The organism is Rhodoferax sp. GW821-FHT02C08 (assembly GCF_059421805.1).
On sequence record NZ_JBWKVR010000021.1, the window covers coordinates 46,290 to 65,734 of the forward strand.

18 protein-coding genes and 1 pseudogene are annotated in these 19,445 nt (G+C 63.9%); 9 read left to right on the forward strand and 10 right to left on the reverse strand.

Annotation, left to right across the window (positions count from 1 at the left end; genetic code table 11):
- Window positions 1-58: 58 nt before the first annotated feature.
- Window positions 59-1,249, reverse strand: coding sequence for an acyl-CoA dehydrogenase (locus tag AC07VY_RS21055; RefSeq protein WP_495099156.1), 1,191 nt, complete (start codon window positions 1,247-1,249; stop codon window positions 59-61).
- Between the two features lie 252 nt (window positions 1,250-1,501).
- Window positions 1,502-2,425: a DMT family transporter gene (locus AC07VY_RS21060; RefSeq protein ID WP_495099157.1), complete on the reverse strand. Its 924-nt coding sequence runs from the start codon at window positions 2,423-2,425 to the stop codon at window positions 1,502-1,504.
- A gap of 56 nt (window positions 2,426-2,481) precedes the next feature.
- Here AC07VY_RS21060 and AC07VY_RS21065 point away from each other — a divergent pair, with 56 nt between their 5' ends.
- The 5 genes and pseudogenes from AC07VY_RS21065 to AC07VY_RS21085 all read left to right on the forward strand — a co-directional run bounded on the left by AC07VY_RS21065 (window position 2,482) and on the right by AC07VY_RS21085 (window position 7,224).
- Complete coding sequence (locus AC07VY_RS21065; RefSeq protein WP_495099158.1) at window positions 2,482-3,348, forward strand: AraC family ligand binding domain-containing protein; 867 nt, start codon at window positions 2,482-2,484, stop codon at window positions 3,346-3,348.
- Between the two features lie 35 nt (window positions 3,349-3,383).
- Complete coding sequence (locus tag AC07VY_RS21070; protein ID WP_495099159.1) at window positions 3,384-4,058, forward strand: response regulator; 675 nt, start codon at window positions 3,384-3,386, stop codon at window positions 4,056-4,058.
- Window positions 4,055-5,446, forward strand: coding sequence for a sensor histidine kinase N-terminal domain-containing protein (locus AC07VY_RS21075; protein ID WP_495099160.1), 1,392 nt, complete (start codon window positions 4,055-4,057; stop codon window positions 5,444-5,446). The genes AC07VY_RS21070 and AC07VY_RS21075 overlap by 4 nt, the downstream gene beginning before the upstream one ends.
- A gap of 391 nt (window positions 5,447-5,837) precedes the next feature.
- Window positions 5,838-6,173, forward strand: a pseudogene (locus tag AC07VY_RS21080) (RidA family protein); the annotation flags it as partial.
- Window positions 6,174-6,303: 130 nt separating this feature from the next.
- Window positions 6,304-7,224: a LysR substrate-binding domain-containing protein gene (locus tag AC07VY_RS21085; protein WP_495099161.1), complete on the forward strand. Its 921-nt coding sequence runs from the start codon at window positions 6,304-6,306 to the stop codon at window positions 7,222-7,224.
- Here AC07VY_RS21085 and AC07VY_RS21090 read toward each other — a convergent pair.
- Complete coding sequence (locus AC07VY_RS21090) at window positions 7,221-7,805, reverse strand: glutathione peroxidase (RefSeq protein ID WP_495099162.1); 585 nt, start codon at window positions 7,803-7,805, stop codon at window positions 7,221-7,223. The two genes, AC07VY_RS21085 and AC07VY_RS21090, sit on opposite strands and share 4 nt — an antisense overlap.
- Window positions 7,806-8,018: 213 nt before the next feature.
- On the opposite strand from AC07VY_RS21090, the gene AC07VY_RS21095 reads away from it, so the two are divergent.
- Complete coding sequence (locus tag AC07VY_RS21095; RefSeq protein ID WP_495099163.1) at window positions 8,019-8,612, forward strand: hypothetical protein; 594 nt, start codon at window positions 8,019-8,021, stop codon at window positions 8,610-8,612.
- 199 nt (window positions 8,613-8,811) lie between these two features.
- Window positions 8,812-9,801: an LLM class flavin-dependent oxidoreductase gene (locus tag AC07VY_RS21100; RefSeq protein WP_495099164.1), complete on the forward strand. Its 990-nt coding sequence runs from the start codon at window positions 8,812-8,814 to the stop codon at window positions 9,799-9,801.
- Here the strand turns inward: AC07VY_RS21100 and AC07VY_RS21105 are convergent.
- The 3 genes from AC07VY_RS21105 to AC07VY_RS21115 form a co-directional block, all read right to left on the reverse strand.
- Window positions 9,779-11,602 carry a diguanylate cyclase domain-containing protein gene (locus AC07VY_RS21105; protein WP_495099165.1) on the reverse strand — a complete coding sequence of 608 codons (1,824 nt, stop codon included), beginning with the start codon at window positions 11,600-11,602 and terminating at the stop codon, window positions 9,779-9,781. The two genes, AC07VY_RS21100 and AC07VY_RS21105, sit on opposite strands and share 23 nt — an antisense overlap.
- 68 nt (window positions 11,603-11,670) lie before the next feature.
- Entirely contained in the window at window positions 11,671-11,877 is a 207-nt protein-coding gene (locus AC07VY_RS21110) for a DUF3820 family protein (protein WP_495074786.1), read from the reverse strand.
- Between the two features lie 99 nt (window positions 11,878-11,976).
- Window positions 11,977-12,564, reverse strand: a complete 588-nt coding sequence (locus tag AC07VY_RS21115) for a DUF4337 domain-containing protein (protein WP_495074787.1) — start codon at window positions 12,562-12,564, stop codon at window positions 11,977-11,979.
- Between the two features lie 127 nt (window positions 12,565-12,691).
- On the opposite strand from AC07VY_RS21115, the gene AC07VY_RS21120 reads away from it, so the two are divergent.
- Window positions 12,692-13,678, forward strand: a complete 987-nt coding sequence (locus AC07VY_RS21120) for a Gfo/Idh/MocA family protein (RefSeq protein WP_495099166.1) — start codon at window positions 12,692-12,694, stop codon at window positions 13,676-13,678.
- Window positions 13,679-13,687: 9 nt separating this feature from the next.
- Here AC07VY_RS21120 and AC07VY_RS21125 read toward each other — a convergent pair whose 3' ends face one another.
- The 3 genes from AC07VY_RS21125 to AC07VY_RS21135 form a co-directional block, all read right to left on the reverse strand.
- On the reverse strand, window positions 13,688-14,047 hold the full coding sequence (locus AC07VY_RS21125; protein WP_495074790.1) for a translation initiation factor Sui1: 360 nt from the start codon (window positions 14,045-14,047) through the stop codon (window positions 13,688-13,690).
- An 82-nt stretch (window positions 14,048-14,129) separates the two neighbouring features.
- Window positions 14,130-14,660: an inorganic diphosphatase gene (ppa, locus tag AC07VY_RS21130; RefSeq protein ID WP_495074791.1), complete on the reverse strand. Its 531-nt coding sequence runs from the start codon at window positions 14,658-14,660 to the stop codon at window positions 14,130-14,132.
- A 155-nt stretch (window positions 14,661-14,815) separates the two neighbouring features.
- A complete protein-coding gene (locus AC07VY_RS21135) occupies window positions 14,816-16,390 on the reverse strand; it encodes a YfaP family protein (RefSeq protein ID WP_495099167.1) in 1,575 nt (524 codons plus the stop codon).
- Window positions 16,391-16,765: 375 nt separating this feature from the next.
- Here AC07VY_RS21135 and AC07VY_RS21140 point away from each other — a divergent pair, with 375 nt between their 5' ends.
- Entirely contained in the window at window positions 16,766-18,823 is a 2,058-nt protein-coding gene (locus AC07VY_RS21140) for a sodium-translocating pyrophosphatase (protein ID WP_495099168.1), read from the forward strand.
- A 69-nt stretch (window positions 18,824-18,892) separates the two neighbouring features.
- On the opposite strand, the gene AC07VY_RS21145 is transcribed toward AC07VY_RS21140, so the two are convergent.
- Entirely contained in the window at window positions 18,893-19,384 is a 492-nt protein-coding gene (locus AC07VY_RS21145) for an OmpA family protein (RefSeq protein ID WP_495099169.1), read from the reverse strand.
- Window positions 19,385-19,445 lie beyond the last annotated feature (61 nt).

A 19,445-nucleotide genomic window follows, 5' to 3' on the forward strand; every position in this document is an offset into this window, starting at 1 on the left:
GGACAAACGTAGGTGAAAAGCCCTTCGACAGGCTCAGGGCGAACGGTGGGGAGCATTCTTAAAACGCTGCGATGCCCGTTTGGGCGCGGCCGAGTATCAGCGCATGGATATCGTGCGTGCCCTCGTAGGTGTTCACCACCTCCAGGTTCACCAGGTGGCGTGCCACGCCGAATTCGTCGCTGATGCCGTTGCCGCCCATCATGTCGCGCGCCAGGCGGGCAATGTCCAGCGCCTTGCCGCAGCTGTTGCGCTTGAGGATGGAGGTGATCTCCACCGCTGCCGTGCCCGCGTCCTTCATCTGGCCCAGGCGCAGGCAGCCTTGCAGGCCCAGGGCGATTTCGGTCTGCATGTCGGCCAGCTTCTTCTGGATCAGCTGGTTCGCGGCCAGGGGTTTGCCGAACTGCTTGCGGTCCAGCACGTACTGGCGGGCGCGCAGCCAGCAGTCCTCGGCTGCACCCAGCGCACCCCAGGCGATGCCGTAGCGGGCGCTGTTCAGGCAGGTGAACGGGCCTTTCAAGCCCTGCACCTCGGGGAAGGCGTTTTCTTCGGGGCAGAACACGCCGTCCATCACGATCTCACCGGTGATGCTGGCACGCAAACCCACCTTGCCGTGGATGGCGGGGGCGCTGAGGCCAGCCATGCCTTTTTCCAGCACAAAGCCACGGATGGGGCCGACGTTGCCGGCCGCGTCAACTTCCTTGGCCCAGACCACGAACACGTCGGCGATGGGGCTGTTGGAGATCCACATCTTGGCGCCGCTGAGCTTGTAGCCGCCGGCCACCTTGTGGGCACGGGTGGCCATGGAGCCGGGGTCGGAGCCGTGGTCGGGCTCGGTCAGGCCAAAGCAGCCAATCCACTCGCCGGTGGCCAGCTTGGGCAGGTATTTCTGGCGCTGGGCCTCGGTGCCGAACTCATAGATGGGCACCATCACCAGCGAGCTTTGCACGCTCATCATGGAGCGGTAGCCCGAGTCCACGCGCTCCACCTCGCGGGCGATCAGACCGTAGGCCACGTAGTTCAGGCCGGGGCCGCCGTACTGCTCGGGGATGGTGGGGCCCAGCAGGCCCAGCTCGCCCATCTCGCGGAAGATGGCCGGGTCGGTGGTCTCGTGGCGGAAGGCCTGCAGCACGCGCGGCAGCAGCTTGTCTTGCGAATAGGCCGCAGCGGCATCGCGCACCATGCGCTCTTCGTCGGTCAGTTGCTGGTCAAGCAAGAACGGGTCTTGCCAGTGGAATGCGGCGTGGGCCATGGGAAGCTCTCCTGGGGAATGCTGGGGGGGTCTGCGCACCGGTCGTGCGCGGCATGTCCCATGGTAGAGCCAGGAGGGGCCTGACTGCAAACGATGAATCGTCACCCAGTTATGCGCTGAAGGAATGTTTAAAAACCAAACCGTCCCTCAACACCATTGCCAAATTGGCATCTTGCGCAGAATTTATCTGCGCTACCAGCTAGCAAAATTGCAGCAACGCCATCACTTAATTGTGTGCTCTACGCACTCCAATCAGCCCATGCGCTGGCGCCACTGTTGCAGCCAGCTGTCGCTGCTGACCAGCAACACGCCGGCCAGCACCAGCGCCGCACCGGCCAGAAAACTGGCCTCCAGCGGCTCGTTCAGCAGCCACACGCCAAAAGCCATGCCGAACAGCGGCGTCAAAAACGAAAACACGCTCAGCGGCGAGGCCAGGTAGCGGCGCAGTAGCCAGAACCACACCAGAAAACTCACAAACGACACACCCACCGCCTGGAAGGCCAGGCTGCCCCACAACAAGGGCGTGCCATGTACGGCAAGCTGGCCCAGGCCCATGGCCGCCAGCACGAGCAGCACAAAAGCGGCCACCAGTTGGTATAGCAAGGTCTGCGCCGCCGGCGCCCGCGACAAGCTGGTCGAGCGCAGCACCACCGTGGTCGCGCCCCAGGACGCGCCCGCCAGCAGGCCCAGCAGATCGCCCAGCAACATGTTCTGCCCAGCCCCCACCGCGGGTGCCGCGCGTCCGGTGAAAGTCACCACAATGCCGGTGAAGGCCACGCCTATGCCCAGCCATTTCACCGGGCTCAGCCGTTCGGACGGGAAGCGCCAGTGCAGGCCCAGGGCCACGAAAATCGGCGCGGTATAGAGAAACACGGCCATGTGCGAGGCCGTGGTGAAACGCATGCCCTCGCCCACCAGCAGGTATTCGAACGAGAACAGCCCGCCCGCCACCAGCCCCGGCCGCCAGGTGCCGGCCCAGTCCATGCCCGGCTCGCGCTGCCACAGCATCAGCAGGCCGACCAGCAGCGCGGCCACGCCCGAGCGCAGCCCGATCTGCAGAATCGGCGCCATATCGCCCGCCGTGGCCTTGATCAACACCTGCTGCAGCCCCCAGGTCATGCACAGCACCAGCATGATGCTGCTGGCGCGGGCGTCTAGGGGTTTGCGGGGTTCCATGGGTTTCCTTTGCGGCTGGGTTTACGTGGCCCTGCATTGTCCCGTAGACTGTTTTGATGGATATAGCGAAAATACGCCAAACCATGCCGTACAACAGCCAAACCGCCATGCCCGCCACCGCCAAGCACCTGCGGCTGCCACCGTTCAGCCAGAGCCTGCCCGCGCCCATCTTCTTTCGCACCGCGCACATGCAGGCCGAATCCACCTACCCGCAACACCGCCACGCCTGGGGCGAGTTCGTCTACTCGTTCAGCGGCGTGCTGGAGGTAAAGCTTGCCGACCACCACTACCTGGCCCCGCCGCAGTACGGCATCTGGCTGCCGCCGCATGTGGAACACACCGGCATGAACCGCTACGAAGCCTGCCACTGCTCGCTCTACGTGGCCGAAGAACTCTGCCAAGCCCTGCCAAGCTCCACTTGCGCGCTTACCCTCAGCCCGCTGTTACGCGCCCTGCTGGAGCATCTGCGCCAGCACCCTCCCGCCCTGCCCCGCAGCGCAGAGCAGGAACGCCTGCTGCAGGTGCTGGTAGACCAGTTGGCCCAAGCCCCCTGCGCCGGCAGCTACCTGCCCACATCGGATGACCCGCTGCTGGCCGCCGTGCTGCAGCTGCTGGAAGACAACCCGGGTGACAACCGCACCCTGCCCGAAATCGCCAGTGCCGTGCACAGCACCGAACGTACCCTGCTGCGCCGTTTCCAGCGCGACCTGGGCATGTCCTTCATCGAATGGCGCCAACGCCTGCGTGCCGTCAAAGCCATGCCGCTGCTGGAGGCCGGCCAAACGGTAGAGACGATCGCCCTGGACCTGGGCTACGGCAGCGCCTCCGCCTTCATCAGCATGTTCCGCAAGCTGATGGGAGTCACACCGGACGAATTTCGCAAAGGGGCGGTGGAGGCGCATGGCCTGACGCGTGCCAGATAATGGCCACGGCACCCTAGAGTGCCTGGGAGGCTTGTGTGCGGGTATTGATTGTCGAGGACGACCTTTTGTTGGGCGAAGCCCTGTCCACCGGCTTGCGCCAGTTGGGCCATGTAGTGGATTGGTTTGGCGACGGCACGCAAGCGAACGCAGCCCTGGTGGCCACAACCTTTGATGCCGTGGTGCTGGACCTGGGCTTGCCAGGCGTAGACGGCTTGCACTGGCTGGCGCGTTGGCGCAATGCAGGCTTCACCGTACCCATGCTGATTCTGACGGCCCGCGACGGCGCGGCCCACAGCATTACTGGGCTGGACAGCGGAGCCGACGACTACCTGATTAAACCCATCACCGTGGATGAACTCGCGGCGCGCCTGCGGGCTGTGCTGCGCCGCACCTCCGGCCACGCGCACTCGGTATGGCAGCACGGCGCGCTGGAATACAACCCGGCCACCAAAGCCGTGCTCTGGAAGGGCAAAAGCATCGAACTGACGGGCCGTGAACTGGCTCTGCTGGAAGCCCTGCTGAAGCATCCACAGCGCGTGCTGTCCAAGGCCCATCTTCAGGAAAAACTGTACGACTGGAGCAGCGCGGAGCCCGAGAGCAACACATTGGAAGTGCATGTGCACCACCTGCGCCGCAAGATCGCACCGGGCATCGTGCGCACGCTGCGCGGTGTGGGCTACGCCCTGGGCTCTGGAGAAGCCGAGCCATGAGCCTGCAGCGCCGCCTGTTGCTGTACCTGCTGCTGTGCGCGCCGCTGGTATGGGCCGTGACGCTGGTCGCATCCTTCACCCATGCGCGCCACGAGGTGAATGAGCTCTACGACAGCGAGCTGGTCCGCCTGGCCCGGCAGGTGCAGGCCCTGCTCAAACACAACCACGCAGCTGCGCTGCAAGCCCCCGCCGAACCCACCGTAAAAGATCTGTACGACGATGACAAGGACGATGTACGGCAGCTGGCCGTCGCGGTATGGAATGCCAAAGGGGAGCTGATACTGACCGACCGAGAAGGCATGCAACTGCAGCGCCACAGTGGCGCAGCGGGATTTGTGGATGCGCAGGTCCATGGCAATGCCTGGCGGCTGTACTACCTGCCGTCGCCAAACGGTGAATGGCTTATCGCCGCAGGCCAGGATGTGGCTGAACGCCGCGAACTGGTAACGGGCCTGACCTTCGGCCAGCTCATGCCCTGGCTGTTGATGCTGCCGTTTCTGCTGGTCGCCATGGCCTGGGCGGTGCGACAGGCATTGCAGCCCATCCGCACCCTGACCACCGAGCTACAAGAGCGCGATGCACAGGATTTGCAGCCGGTCTCGCCGCTGCGCGCACCCGCGGAATTGCAGCCGCTGCTGGTGGCCATGAACCACCTGTTCGCCCGCATCGAAGACACGCTGGAACGCGAGCGCCGCTTCACCGCCGATGCCGCGCATGAGCTGCGCACGCCGCTGGCCGTATTGCGCGCGCAATGGGACGTGGTGCGCCGATCGCACAGCGGGCCCGAGCGCGAACAGGCACAGGCCCGGTTCAGCACCGGCCTGGACCGTACCGACCGGCTGGTCATGCAGATGCTGGCACTGTCGCGCGTAGAAGCACGGTTGGGTTCAAACAACACCGCCTTGCTCCACGCCCCGGTGGACTGGCCGCGCATTGTTGAGCAGACCATGGGCGACTGCCTGCCGCTGGCCGAGCGCAGGCACATCGAACTAGCCTGCGAATGGCCCACCGAGGGCCAGCCCGCCCTGGCCATGCAAGGCGATAGCGGCCTTCTCGCCATGCTGCTGCGCAACCTACTGGACAACGCCATACGCTACGCCCCACAAAGTACGCTGGTAACGCTGCGGTTTACAGCGGACGAGATGGTGGTGGAAAACGCCGGCCCGCCGCTCAGCGCGGAAGACCGGGCCAACCTCGGCACACGCTTTCACCGGCCACGCGGGCAGACGGAAATAGGCAGCGGCCTGGGCATATCCATCGTGCAGCGGATTGCTAGCTTGCAGGGCCTGGCGGTGGTTTTTGGCGCTTGCGAAAGCGGACAAGGCATGCAGGTCCGGGTGCAAAGGAGCAGCCCTGGCGCACAGGAAAATAGGCACACTCACCGCTAAAGCACCCAAGGCCACGATCCAACGGATTGCGGCCATCAACCACCTCACACACCCATGCACGTCGAAACCATCCCCCCCGCCGGAATGTTTGAACCCATTGGTCCTTGGAACGTGTTCAAGGTCTTTTTGGGGCCGCGTTGGGGTGCAATCGGGATGAGTTGGCTGTCGGAGACCGCAGCATGGGCTCTCTGCCCATGCAAGGGTTCTGGCGGACAAATCGCCCGATTTCACCCCAACCCGGAGGGCAGGTGCCTGTTCGGGCGCTCAACGTCGTTACAAAACCAGCCAAGGCAGAAGCCTTGGCTTGGGTTTTGTGCCTAGCTGCGCATCCCGAACAGGCACCTGCGCGGCCCCAAAAAGACCTTGAACACGTTCTAACAGCCACCTCACCAAGGCTGGCCCCTTCATCAGCATCTCGGGAACGCCCGGCGTAGACCCGGCCACCGGCCAGATGGCCGGCACCGACGCCTACAGCCAGGCACGGCAAATCGTGAAAAACTTCGCCGCGATGCTCGCCGAGGTGGGTGCCACGCTGGACGACGCCATGCATGTCCATGTCTTCCTGAAGCAAGTCGGAGATTTCCAGGAAATGAACCGCGCCTACGCCGAAGAGTTCGGCGCCCACCGTCCTGCCCGCACCGTCATCTGCGTGGCCGACCTGCCCAAGCAAGGCGCCTTGATGACCATGAATTTGACGGCCTACGCTGACGGCAGCGCACGTAGATAGCATGCATAAACCGCATGTCTTACCAGCTGGATATTTAAGAGTTTCCGGCCTCTAGCGCATAGAATACCTGCGCAAGCAGCTATAAATACCGCAGCAGCACAAACCGTCAAACATGTATATTGCGCACACCATGCGCAGAAAAATCCCCTCCCTCCAAGCCCTGGCCTGCCTGGACGCCGCCGCCCGCCATGAAAGCTACACCCGCGCCGCCCAAGAGTTGGCGCTGACGCAGGGTGCGGTGTCGCGGCAGATCACGGCGCTGGAGGAGTTCCTGGGCATGGCGTTGTTCCGGCGCACCCGCCACGGCGTGGCGCTGACCGAGCGCGGCGCCGAATACGCCCAGCAGGTCGCAGCAAGGCTGCAGGGGCTGGAGCAGGACACGCTGCAGGCCATGTCGTCCCAAGGCAGCGCCGGCACCCTGCACCTGGCCGCCGTGCCCACCTTTGCCACGCGCTGGCTGATACCGCGCCTGCCGGCCTGGGCCGCGCTGCACCCGGACACCACGGTGCATATCGAAACCCGCACCCGGCCGTTCCTGTTTGCCGATACGCCGTTTGATGCAGCCCTGTACACCGGCACCGCCGAGCAGGTGGCCAACTGGGCCGGCACGCGCGCCGTGCGCCTGCTGGGCGAAGACATGGTGCCGGTGTGCAGCCCGGGCTTTCTGGGCGGCCACGGCAGCCTGAGCCCCGAGGCCATGGCCCAGCGCCCGCTGCTGCAGCAAAGCACCCGGCCCGAGGGCTGGCGCCAGTGGTTTGATGCGCTGGACGTGGCCGCACCCTCGGCCCTGCACGGGCCGCGCTACGAATTGTTTTCCATGACTGCCGCCGCAGCCGCCCAGGGCCTGGGTCTGGCCCTGGTGCCGCGTCTGCTGGTGGAGACCGAGCTGCAGCGTGGTGAGCTGGTGATCGCCTGCGCGCAGACCCCGGCCAACGCCCCGGGCCAAGACCAGGCCAGTCAGCGGGCCTACTACTGCGTGCTGCCCGAGCGCACCGAAGACCGGCCGCTGGTCACGACCTTCTTGCGCTGGCTGCAAGCAGCCAGCGCCTAGCGCAGGGCTTGGTCAACGGCTTGGAGCAGTGCCGGGTTGTCGGGCGTGACATCGCTGGGGAAGCTGGCCACCACCTTGCCGCTGCGGTCTATCAGGTATTTGTGGAAGTTCCATTGCGGCGTCTTGCCGGTGGCCTTGTCCAGCGCCGCATACAGGCCGTTGCGCGCCGCGCCGGAGACAACCGACTTGCCCAGCATGGGAAACTTCACGCCGTAGGTGTTGTAGCAAAAGTCGGCAATCTCCTTGGCCGAACCGGGCTCCTGCCCGCCGAAGTCATTCGACGGAAAACCCAGCACCACCAGGCCGCGCGGCTGGTACTTGGCGTACAGCGCCTCCAGCCCCTCGTACTGGCTGGTGAAGCCGCAATAGCTGGCAGTATTGACCACCAGCACGGCCTTGCCGGCGTACTGGCAGAGGTTCTGCGGCGCCTCATCCTGCAGACGCGGAAACTGGTATTGCAGGATGGCCGGGCAGGCGGCCTGGCCGGTGGCCGTGCCCGGGCCGACTGGCGCTACGGCCTGCGCGCCCTGCCCTATGAGCACCAGCGCAGCCACAGAAAGAAGGCGGGAGAGCAATTGCATGGTGGTTCCTTGGACGGAAGTCTCGGCCGTTGACTCTAGCCCAGTTGGCAATCCGCGTGGTGCGCGCGGTTTTATGCAGAAAAAAGGCCTATTGCGCAGGTAATACGTGCGGTAACAGCTATCAAAAACAGAGCACCACAAACCAGGGTGCTTGCGCCATAATTTTGCGCAGCCGGCGGCGCCATGGGCCGCCCCTCTACCCGGAAGGCGCATATGGACGAAGACCCCCGATCCAAAAGCTGGTGGCAGACCCTGCCCGGTATCCTGACTGCGGTGGCGGGCGCCATCACCGCCGTCACCGCGCTGGTGACAGCGCTGCACCAGGCCGGCTGGCTGGGCCGCACGCCAGCGCCAACGGCCAGCCCAACTTCCAGCGCTGGTATGCCACCAGCCCCTACCAACACCACCGCGGCGGTAGCCACATCCGCACCTGCACCCGCCGCGGCACCGCTTAGCGTCGTGCTACCCGAACGGGTGGAACTGGTGGCAGACACGCTGAGCTACCGCATCCTCAACGCCCAACTGCTGCCGCAAAACCCCGGCCAGCGCAGCCTGAAGTTCCAGGTGCGCGTAGCCAACAACAGTCGCTACGACGGTAACTTCTGGAGCGCCTCCTTCCGCCTGCTGGCCGACGGCAGCCTGCTGGCGCCGGTGAATGAACTCAACGAACTGGTGCGCGGCAATAGCAGCATGGAGGGCTGGGTGGAATTCACCGTACCCGACAGCCTGGCCCAGGCACAGCTGCAGATGGGCACCGTGGGCACGGGCGTGGCAGGCATCCCGATCGTGCTGAAGGCGGGGCCCTAGACACAAACACGCATCACCCGGTGGCACTGGCTGCAAAGACTCTGGTTGCCATGTGGCGAATCAGCCCCATGTACACACCAGGCCCGGCCGGCTGCTACGCTGACCATCTTTGTGCCGCCTGGGCACTTACTTCATTTTTCATAGCATCTTGCGCACGATATATCTGCGCTGGAGGCTTGTTTCATCTGTAAAGCAAAACATGATTCCCTTTTCCGTTCTGGACCTGGCCCCGATTGCCGAAGGCAGCACCGCGGCCGATGCTTTTCGCCACACGCTGGACCTGGCGCAGCATGCCGAAACCTGGGGCTACCAGCGCTACTGGCTGGCCGAGCACCATGGCATGCGCGGCATTGCCAGCGCGGCCACGGCGGTCGTCATCGGCCATGTGGCGGCGGGCACGCGCAGCATCCGCGTGGGCGCTGGCGGTATCATGCTGCCCAACCATTCACCGCTGGTGATTGCCGAGCAGTTCGGCACGCTGGAGTCGCTGTTCCCCGGCCGCATCGACCTGGGCCTGGGCCGCGCGCCCGGCTCGGACCAAGCCACTTCCCGTGCGCTGCGGCGCGACCTGCAAACCGATGCCCAGCAGTTCCCCCGCGACGTGCTGGAGCTACAGCACTACTTTGCCCCGGTGCAAGAAGGGCAGACGCTGCGGGCCGTACCCGGCGCCGGGCTGGAGGTACCGCTATGGATTCTGGGCTCCAGCACCTTTGGTGCGCAGCTGGCGGCCGAATTGGGCCTGCCCTACGCGTTTGCCTCGCATTTCGCGCCGGGTGACATGCTGTCGGCCATCGAGATTTACCGGGCGCGCTTCAAGCCGTCCAAACAGCTGGCCAAGCCCTATGTGATGCTGGGCTTCAATGTGTTTGCGGCGGACACGGACGCGGCCGGGCAGTTTCTGTTCAGCTCGCTGCAGCAAGCATTTGTGAACCTGCGCAGCGGCCGCCCGTCCCAGTTGCCGCCGCCGGTGGACGGCTTTGCCGAGCGCCTGCACCCGGCCGACAAGGCCATGCTGGACAACTCTTTGTCCTGCGCTGCGGTGGGCTCGCCCGACACGGTGCGCCGGGCATTACAGGCTTTCATTGAGCGCACGGGGGCGGACGAGCTGATGCTGACGTCGCAGATCTTCGACCACCAGGCGCGGCTGCGCTCTTACGAGATCACTGCTAGCTTGCGCGCGCAGCGTTAGCCCGCGTGGGCGCGTGGGTGTCCACCCACAGGCTGGGCTCAGGCACGGCCTGCGCGGGGTCGAAACGGCGCAGGCAGTGCTTGCCGCCCTGCTTGCCCTGGTACATGCCAGCATCGGCCAGCTTGAGCAGCATCTTGGGGTCCACGCCGTCCAGTGGCGCCAGGGCGTAGCCTATGGTCAGGCCGACCTGGAAACTGTGCTGCCCCAGGTCAAACGGCGCATGGAAGGCCTCCAGCAGTTTGTGGCCCAGGTCTTGTGCCTGGCGGTCGGTGTGCAGACCGCGGGCCACGATGACGAACTCGTCGCCCCCCATGCGCGACACCAGGTCGCTGCTGCGCACCAGCACTTGCAACCGGACCGCCACGGCGCTGAGCAGCACATCGCCCACATCGTGGCCGTACTGGTCGTTCACCGGCTTGAAGCCGTCCAGATCCAGCACATACACCGCCACCATGCTGTGCAGACCGCATTGGGCCAGGGCCTGTTCCAGCGCCAGGCTCAGGCCACGGCGGTTGGGCAGATCGGTCAACGGGTCGGTATGTGCCAGGGAATGCATGGCGTCGCGCTCCTGGGTGACACGCACGACCTTGGCCTGCGTGGCCCGGCTGCGCAGGGCCAGCAGGCGCATCAACATCAGCAGGTCCAGCAGCGCCGCCCATTGCACGGAGTGCTGGGTCCAGAAATTCACCCCCACCACGCCATACAACACGCCCACCATGGTCAAGACTGCAAAGAAATACACTAATGCGCCCAATACCAGGTAGATGCCCATCGCGTTGCCCTGACGCACCCGGCGCCAGGCCGGCGGCAAGGCCAGCAGAGACGGCAAGGCCCCCAACAGCCCGACCAGCGGACTGACCGCACGGGTGCTGAGCAAGTCCAGCGCATACACCAGCGCCACCAGCGCAGAAGCCAGCGCGCCCGCACGCATGGCGCGGCTGAAATGGCGGTATGCCCCCGGCCCCGCCAGCACATGCTCAAAAAACAGGAAGAAGCCGCAGGTAGATGCAAGCGCGGATAGTGCCGCCAGATGCAGTTCCAGCCACCGATTGCCGGCCCACAGGTACTGAACGCCCACGCCAAACTGCAGCAGCGAAAACACCAGGCCACCCACCACGATCAACGCGTACTTCAAAAACAGCGGGTCGCGTACGCCCAACCAGTGCATCAGGCTGTACATCAGCAGGCATAGCGACAGACCCAACATCAGGCCCTGCAGCATCTGTTCGCGCAGCGCATGCTCCAAAAACGCAGCCTGTGTATTCAGCGTGATGGGCAGCACCATGGCGCCACTGGTCTGCACGCGGATGTACAGGATGTAGGCCTGGCCCGGCTGCATGCGCAAAGACACGGTCGGCGATCGGGCGGCACGCGGACGCTCCAGGTTCTGGTGCAAATTGCCCAGCAGGGCCTGCTGCAGCACCTGGCCATCACGCACCAGGTAGATGTCCAGGCGGTTCAACACCGGGTAGTCCAGCTCTAGCGCCCAATCCGTCCCAGCAGACGGCTCCAGGCGCACCGGTATGCGCAACCACACAGGTGCAGAACGCATACCCAGGGTAGAGCGGGCGGTCTGCGGCGGCGCGAAATCAGCGCTGGCCTCTTGCACCTGGCCGATATCCATGCGACCCGTGGCATCTGGCAGCACCTGCACGGCCGGCCACAGGTCCTGGCGCCAGCTTTGCACATCCAGCACCGCCTCGGCCTGAGCCCATGCGCCCAGCGGCAGCAGCAAACCCACGCACAGCAGCACCCGCCATAACAGGCGCAGCACAGATTGCGTGGGAAATGGCGAATGCATCAGGTTTGTTACTGATTGTAAATTATTGTATTTTAGGTGCCCTTGGCGGGCTGTACCCTGCAGAAGCGCTAACGCAAGGGCCGCAGCAGCTCTTTCAGGCCGTTATGGTCGATCTCGTACATCAAGGCCAGCAGCCGGCCAATGTCACCCGGCGGGAAGCCCTCACGTGCAAACCAGTTCAGGTAGTTGCCGGGCAGGTCGGCGATGACCGTGCCCTTGTGCTTGCCAAACGGCATTTGCACGCTGACCAGGCGCTGCAATTGTTCAGAGTCCATATCTGTAAATGTAACAATCCCAAAAATGGACCCTGCGCACACCAAGTGCACGACGTACCCAATATTGGGGATGCGCTCCACAGGGAGCTGCCGAGTTACCTATATGTGGAAAACGGCAAGCGCCCCCACCAGCACGCCCAGGCCGCCGGTACCAAACATTGCGTATTCCAGCCATTTCTTCTTGGTCAGCAGCGCGATGGCGGCCATGGCGATAGAGATTTGCAGCACCGTGGTGGCCTGGGCCCAGCGGTGGTGCAGGTGCATCTGCTCGTCGCTTTTTTCGTCCCATTCGACGACTTCGGTTTCCAGCTTTTCGGCCACCGCCTTGATGCCGTCCTTTTCCTTCTCGTAGCGTTCCACCTTGGCCTGGTAGGCGGACTTCGCGGCCTCTGGCGACAGGTTCATCGCCAGCTCAGCCAACGCCTGCTTGGTGCTCTTGGCCTGGTAGTAATTCCATTGGTTGGAGGCCTCCGCCTTTTTCAGCGCGGCATTGTTCTTATACAGCCCCGCATTGGCTTGCGTCGCCCCGCCCATATAGGAAAAGATGGCCCCCACCGTAGCGATGATGGCGGTGAACATCGCAATCTGGTTCACCATGCCGCCACCGTGCGCACCATGTGCGCCTTGGGTGGCATGCTCCAACTCGTGGTCATGCGGACCGTGGACGTGAAACCCTTCACTAGACATACCTGTTTTCCTGAGAATTTATAAAAGTTATACGAAGCGTCATACGCAGACCCCGCTCCTACAGCTGGGGACAAGATCGGCGCCCGAGGATACAAGAACACCGCGGGGCCGCCCGTACACTTTGCGCATGCATCCTCCGAACTCCCCCCTGGCCTGGGGCATCATCGGCTGCGGCGCCGTGACCGAACTCAAGAGCGGCCCTGCCTTCAACAAGGTGGCGCATTCGCGCCTGGTGGCGGTGATGCGCCGCGACGCCACCCTGGCCCAGTCCTACGCAGAGCGGCACGGCGTACCCACCTGGACCACCGATGCCGACGCGCTGATCCACAACCCGCAGGTCAACGCCGTCTACATCGCCACCCCGCCAGACAGCCACCACTTCTATGCGCTCAAGGTGGCCGCGGCCGGAAAAATCTGCTGCGTGGAAAAACCCATGGCACTGAACCACCGCGAATGCCTGGAGATGTGCGCCGCCTTTGAAGCGGCGGGCCTGCCGCTGTTCGTGTCCTACTACCGACGTTCGCTTCCGCGCTTTGCCCAGGTCAAAAAATGGCTGGATGAGGGCACGATTGGCAACGTGCGCCATGTGCACTGGGCCTATACCCGCACGCCCAGCCCGACCGACCTGGCCAAAACGCCCAACTGGCGCACCGACCCGCAAGTGGCCGGCGGTGGCTACTTTGCCGACCTGGCCTGCCACGGGCTGGACCTGTGCATGCACCTGCTGGGCGACATCGTGTACGCCCAGGGCTTCAATGCACAGCAGCAGGGCCTGTATGCGGCCGAGGACGCGGTCACTGGGGTCTGGCAGTTTGCTAGCGGCGCGCTGGGCTCGGGTTACTGGAACTTTGGTGCCGCCGAGCGCGTGGACGCCGTCACCATCCTGGGCAGCCAGGGGACGATAGAGTTTTCGGTGTTTGGCAACCAGCCGCTGCTGCTGCGCAACAGCCAGGGCAGCCAGAGCGTGGAGATCGCCCACCCGGAGAACATCCAGCTGTTCCACATTGAGAACATGCAAAAACACGTGGCCGGGCTGGCCACGCACCCCTCCACCGGGCAGACCGCGCAGCGCACGGCCTGGGTGATGGAGCAAATCAACCGCCCGCGCGGTTGATCACACGGCCTAGCCGCCCGCGCGCTTGACCGTATAGCCCTGCTTTTGCAGCAGCGCGATCACCGTGTCACAGTGGTCGCCCTGCACTTCGATCACGCCGTCCTTCACCGTGCCGCCGCTGCCACAGGCGGCTTTGAGCTGCTTGCCCAACGCGGTCAGCCCCGCCAGATCCAAGGGCACGCCCTTAACCAGGGTCACGCCCTTGCCGGCACGGCCCTTGGTTTCGCGCGACACGCGCACGATGCCATCGGTCTTAGGCAGCGGCTTCTGGCCACAGATGCAGTCGGCCACCGGCTTGCGGCAGGTTGGGCACATGCGGCCGGTTTCGGTGGAATACACCAGGCCGCCGCTGGAGAGTTTGCTTTTCATACCCATTACTATCAAAAAAATAGCACCTAGCGCTGGTATTACCTACGCTAGGTGCCGATTTGGCTACAAACGCCGAGAGGGCTTAGCCCTTGGTGTAATTGGCGATGCCTTCGAGGATTTCCTTCTTGGCCGCGTCAATGCCTTCCCAGCCCAGCACCTTGACCCACTTGCCCTTTTCCAGGTCCTTGTAGTGCTCAAAGAAGTGGCTGATGGCGTTCAGGCGCATCTTGTTCACGTCATCCACACTCTTCCAGTGGGTGTACATGGGCAGAATCTTGTCGGTGGGCACGGCCAGCACCTTGCCGTCCACGCCGGCTTCGTCTTCCATCAGCAAAATGCCCAGGGGGCGGCAGGGCACGACCACGCCGGGGTACAGCGGGTAAGGCGTAATCACCAGCACATCCACCGGGTCGCCGTCGCCGCTCAGGGTCTGGGGCACGTAGCCGTAGTTGGTGGGGTAGTGCATGGCCGTGGTCATGAAGCGGTCCACGAACAACGCGCCAGACTCCTTGTCCACTTCGTACTTGATCGGGTCCGCATTCATCGGGATTTCGATCACGACGTTGAAGGCATCGGGGGCATTCTTGCCAGGGGTCACTTTATTCAGGGACATGGTGGTGTTGCAGTTAGGAGTTGAGAAATTGGATTCTGGTTAACCCGTGATTTTGCCTCACAGCGGTGACGCCAGCCTGACGGCAAAGCCAAAAGTAAAAAGGCGACACAGCCACCAGGTGCTGTGTCGCCCGCTTCGCAGCGCTCTAGCCGCTATCAGCTGGGTGTGCAGTACTGCGGCGTGGTGCTTGCCGGAATCGTGGGCAAATCGGTGGTGTAGGTGCCCACGGGACGTACGGTGACCACGCAGCTGGCGCTGACGTCGAACTCGAACAGATTCCAGTAGTCCGTGTTCGACGACTCGCCCGTGGCGGGCGGCGTAATCAGCTGCAGAGTGCGTCCTGGAATATTCACCTCTACCCGCGCGCCCGATGTAGCGATAGGGCCGTCAGAGTATCCAGAGTAGTTGCGTACGCTGTACTTGTAGGTACCCACCATCAGCTTGGTGATGGTCACCACCTCGGGGCCGTAGCTGGAGGTGTCGTCCACGTCCAGGTTGGCGAAAGGCGCTGTGGCAAGTGCCCCCTTGGCCGAGTAATACACATGGTCACCCGCCGGCGTTATCAGGTGCGAATCCAGGTCGCTGGGCAAGGCGCCCCAGGTCAGCTTCATGGTGATGCCAGCACCGCTCTGGCCCAGGCTCAGGCAATCCGTCAAGGTGATGTCGGTCGCACTGGCCGTATTGCGCACGGTGTTGGTCAAATATCCGCCGAACACGCCCACGATAGTGGCCTCGCTGTTGCTACGGATCGGCAGGCTGAAGTTACCGCTGGCATCGGTGTAGACCGAGCTGGTGCCGGAGTAGTCGATACCGTCGCTGGTGACCAACGCATTCGCCACCACGGCACCCGCCGCATTCTTCATGCAGCCATGGACGATGATGGTGTTGTAGGTCTGGTCGGCATTCCAGGTGGTGAAATGGCTGACCGTGCCTTCATAGTAGGCCGATGCGCCGGTGCCAACCAGAGTCGCCGTGCCTTCCTGCACCCACAAGCCGGTGCTGGTGTTGAAGTAAAACAGCGGGATGGTCGAAGGCACGGATGCATTGCGCGAAGCCAGGGGGATGCGGATGGTAGCGGTCTGGCCGCTGCGCAGATTCAGCGCGGCACCCGTGCTGTCGGTCAGCACCACATTGAGCGCGCCAAAGCTTTCAATCGGCACATTGCCGCTGCCCGTGGAGGTCAGGAAGTCGCCGGGCATCAGGGTCGTATCCACAGCCGGGTTGATGGGCGTGATGCTGACCGTGATATTGCCCGTGGGAAGACTGCCATCGGCACGCTGCACGCTATTTGCGGGCAAGGTGACCTGCGCGGTGCTGCTGGGCACCGTGACCGTGCCACCAGCCGTAACCGGAACCGTGCCGCTGGCACCGACCTTGACCAAACGGGCCTGCACATCGGTACGAGCATCGGCCACCACATTGGCAATGCGCACGCCTTCGGCGTAATCGCTGGAGGCAAAGACTACCGTCACGCGGCTGCTCGCCGTAAGACCGGTGAGGCTGAAAGTACCGTCGGCCGCCGTGGTGGTGGACAGGCTTCCAACCCGCACCGTCACGCCCCCTACGCCCAGTCCGGTCGCATCGTCCAGCACTTTGCCTGCGACGCCGGTTGTCGAAACCGGAGTGCTGGGTGTGGAACCAGAACCACCGTCGCCACCACAGGCCACCAGGAAGACCGAAGCCACCAGGCCTATGGCCAAGCCACGCCAATAAGTTTTTGAGAACCGCATAGAACACCCTTCATACATGGGAAATGACAGAACCTGTGGGCCGCAAGGCATGGATGCCTGGCTCCGCAAGTACGCGCCAGCCCTCGGTCGAATGCGTCCAAGGGCCATGGTTGTGCACCCCCACGTCCACCGCGCAAAGATGTGTCGCAGTGCTGAATTTGGGTGCGCTGCGAATTTAGAGTGCCAGCCCTCGGTTTACATACCGGACACAAAGAGTTACCGCAGTGCAGCAACTGTTTTTCCTTTATATTGGTGACGTTGGCCAATCGTCTCCGCCTCTTTGGATGCCGGATGCGCGAGGAAGCAACGCAGCGGGGGTACCACGCTAGCGTTGTGCTTCCATCACGCGACAACGACAAAAAAGGAGACATTCCTATGGCAGGTAACACAGCGCTGACACTGGCGCTCATATGTGGATTCATTGCGGTGGCCTACGGCTTCTGGGCCCGCAGCTGGATTCTTTCCCAAGACGCCGGCAACCCGCGCATGCAAGAAATTGCCGCCGCCATCCAGACCGGCGCCGCCGCCTATCTGGCCCGGCAGTACCGCACCATCGCTATCGTCGGGGTGGTGCTGGCCATCCTCATCGGCATCTTTCTCGACCCCATCTCGGCCATCGGTTTCGTGGTGGGTGCTGCCCTGTCCGGCGCCTGCGGCTTCATCGGCATGAATGTGTCGGTACGCGCCAATGTGCGCACCGCGCAGGCGGCCACCAAGGGCATTGGCCCGGCACTCACCGTGGCGTTCCGCGGCGGCGCCATCACCGGCATGCTGGTGGTGGGCCTGGGCCTGCTGGGCGTGACGGGTTTTTACTGGTTTCTGGTGCCGGACGGCATGCCCACCGCAGCGCGGCTGAACCCGCTGATCGGCTTTGCCTTTGGCTCGTCGCTGATCTCCATCTTCGCCCGGCTGGGCGGCGGCATCTTCACCAAGGGTGCCGACGTAGGCGCGGATCTGGTGGGCAAGGTCGAAGCCGGCATCCCGGAAGACGATCCGCGCAACCCGGCCGTGATTGCAGACAACGTGGGTGACAACGTGGGCGACTGCGCCGGCATGGCCGCCGACCTGTTCGAGACCTATGCGGTCACGCTGATTGCAACGATGGTGCTGGGCGCCCTGCTGGCCACCGCTGGCGGCGCCAGCACCGTGGTGTATCCGCTGGCGCTGGGTGCGGTGTCCATCGTGGCATCCATCATCGGCTGCTTCTTCGTCGTCGCCTCACCCGGCATGAAGAACGTGATGCCGGCGCTGTACAAGGGCCTGGCGGTGGCCGGCGTGCTGTCGCTGATTGCCTTCTACTTCGTCACCACCGCGCTGGTGGCCGACAACGCCTTGGGCGGCACCGGAGCAGCCATGAAGCTGTATGGCGCCTGCGCCGTCGGCCTGGTGCTGACCGCCGCGCTGGTGTGGATCACCGAGTACTACACCGGCACGCAGTACGCGCCGGTGCAGCACATCGCCCAGGCATCAACCACCGGCCATGGCACCAACATCATTGCCGGCCTGGGCGTGTCCATGCGCTCCACCGCCTGGCCGGTGATTTTTGTCTGCATCGCCATCTGGACGGCCTTCCATCTGGCCGGCCTGTACGGCATTGCGATCGCCGCTACATCCATGCTGAGCATGGCCGGCATCGTGGTGGCCCTCGATGCCTACGGCCCGATCACCGACAACGCCGGCGGCATTGCCGAAATGGCTGAGATGCCGAAAAGCGTGCGCGACGTGACCGACCCGCTGGACGCAGTGGGCAACACCACCAAGGCCGTCACCAAGGGCTATGCCATCGGCTCGGCCGGGCTGGCGGCGCTGGTGCTGTTTGCCGACTACACCCACAAGCTCGAAGCCTATGGGCACGTTATCAGCTTCGACCTGAGCAACCCGATGGTCATCATCGGCCTGTTCATCGGCGGACTGATCCCCTACCTGTTCGGGGCGATGGCGATGGAGGCCGTGGGCCGCGCCGCCGGCAGCGTGGTGGTCGAAGTGCGCCGCCAGTTCCGCGAGATCAAGGGCATCATGGAAGGCACGGCCAAACCCGAATACGGCAAGGCGGTGGACATGCTGACCACCGCGGCGATCAAGGAAATGATGATCCCGAGTCTGCTGCCGGTGGTGGTGCCGATTCTGGTCGGCCTGCTGCTGGGCCCAGCGGCGCTGGGCGGCCTGCTGATGGGCACCATCGTCACCGGCTTGTTCGTGGCTATCAGCATGTGCACCGGTGGCGGCGCCTGGGACAACGCCAAGAAATACATCGAAGACGGCCACCACGGCGGCAAGGGCTCGGAAACCCACAAGGCCGCCGTCACCGGCGACACCGTGGGCGACCCCTACAAGGACACGGCCGGCCCGGCGGTGAACCCGCTGATCAAGATCATCAACATCGTGGCCCTGCTGATCGTGCCGCTGGTGATGCAGATCCACGGCGGCAAATAGGGCGCCACCATGTAAAAAGCCGCAGCGCCCTCCATGGGCACTGCGGCTTTTTTGCGTCTAACGAGAAGCTCAGGGCAGCGCGACAACTTCCACGCGGCGGGCTTCGGCTTTGCTGCCGGAGCCGATCAGCGCTTCAGGCTTGACCAGTTCGATCTTGTCCTGGGCCACACCCAGACCTACCAACAGCTCACGCACGGCAAAGGCGCGCAACTTGGCCAGCTCTTCGTTCTTGGCCTGGTCGCCGGTGGCGTCATGGAAGCCGCTGATGCGCAGGCTCTTGCCCTCGCCCGCCAGCTTGACCACCTCGGCCAGCGCCACATCGGCGCCCTGGGCCACGTCGGCCTTGGCGGTGGCAAAGTAGAACTTGACCACACCGTTCTCGACCTTCACGCTGGCGCCATCCACGTCCAGCACCTCTTGCACTGCGGGCGCGGACTGGGGCTTGGCGCTGTGGGTCTTGTAGATGCCCATGCCAATCGCAAAGGCCACGGCAGCAGCCACAACGGCAAACAGAATTACGAATGCAGCGCTCTGGCTATCGTCTTTGTCAGAAGAAAACATGGTGAAAGCTCTCCAAAAAATGTGGCGCGATTGTAGAGGGCTGGCGTGACGCAAGCCGGCT

What these genes read in the sequence shown, in the direction of transcription:
- AC07VY_RS21055 (WP_495099156.1), bottom strand. Translation starts at nt 1,249, where the DNA reads ATGGCCCACGCCGCATTCCACTGGCAAGACCCGTTCTTGCTTGACCAG.
- AC07VY_RS21090 (WP_495099162.1), bottom strand. Translation starts at nt 7,805, where the DNA reads ATGCAATTGCTCTCCCGCCTTCTTTCTGTGGCTGCGCTGGTGCTCATA.
- AC07VY_RS21135 (WP_495099167.1), bottom strand. Translation starts at nt 16,390, where the DNA reads ATGCGGTTCTCAAAAACTTATTGGCGTGGCTTGGCCATAGGCCTGGTG.
- AC07VY_RS21085 (WP_495099161.1), top strand. Translation starts at nt 6,304, where the DNA reads ATGCGCAGAAAAATCCCCTCCCTCCAAGCCCTGGCCTGCCTGGACGCC.
- ppa (WP_495074791.1), bottom strand. Translation starts at nt 14,660, where the DNA reads ATGTCCCTGAATAAAGTGACCCCTGGCAAGAATGCCCCCGATGCCTTC.
- AC07VY_RS21145 (WP_495099169.1), bottom strand. Translation starts at nt 19,384, where the DNA reads ATGTTTTCTTCTGACAAAGACGATAGCCAGAGCGCTGCATTCGTAATT.
- AC07VY_RS21110 (WP_495074786.1), bottom strand. Translation starts at nt 11,877, where the DNA reads ATGGACTCTGAACAATTGCAGCGCCTGGTCAGCGTGCAAATGCCGTTT.
- AC07VY_RS21075 (WP_495099160.1), top strand. Translation starts at nt 4,055, where the DNA reads ATGAGCCTGCAGCGCCGCCTGTTGCTGTACCTGCTGCTGTGCGCGCCG.
- AC07VY_RS21065 (WP_495099158.1), top strand. Translation starts at nt 2,482, where the DNA reads ATGGATATAGCGAAAATACGCCAAACCATGCCGTACAACAGCCAAACC.
- AC07VY_RS21100 (WP_495099164.1), top strand. Translation starts at nt 8,812, where the DNA reads ATGATTCCCTTTTCCGTTCTGGACCTGGCCCCGATTGCCGAAGGCAGC.
- AC07VY_RS21060 (WP_495099157.1), bottom strand. Translation starts at nt 2,425, where the DNA reads ATGGAACCCCGCAAACCCCTAGACGCCCGCGCCAGCAGCATCATGCTG.
- AC07VY_RS21105 (WP_495099165.1), bottom strand. Translation starts at nt 11,602, where the DNA reads ATGCATTCGCCATTTCCCACGCAATCTGTGCTGCGCCTGTTATGGCGG.
- AC07VY_RS21125 (WP_495074790.1), bottom strand. Translation starts at nt 14,047, where the DNA reads ATGAAAAGCAAACTCTCCAGCGGCGGCCTGGTGTATTCCACCGAAACC.
- AC07VY_RS21140 (WP_495099168.1), top strand. Translation starts at nt 16,766, where the DNA reads ATGGCAGGTAACACAGCGCTGACACTGGCGCTCATATGTGGATTCATT.
- AC07VY_RS21115 (WP_495074787.1), bottom strand. Translation starts at nt 12,564, where the DNA reads ATGTCTAGTGAAGGGTTTCACGTCCACGGTCCGCATGACCACGAGTTG.
- AC07VY_RS21095 (WP_495099163.1), top strand. Translation starts at nt 8,019, where the DNA reads ATGGACGAAGACCCCCGATCCAAAAGCTGGTGGCAGACCCTGCCCGGT.
- AC07VY_RS21120 (WP_495099166.1), top strand. Translation starts at nt 12,692, where the DNA reads ATGCATCCTCCGAACTCCCCCCTGGCCTGGGGCATCATCGGCTGCGGC.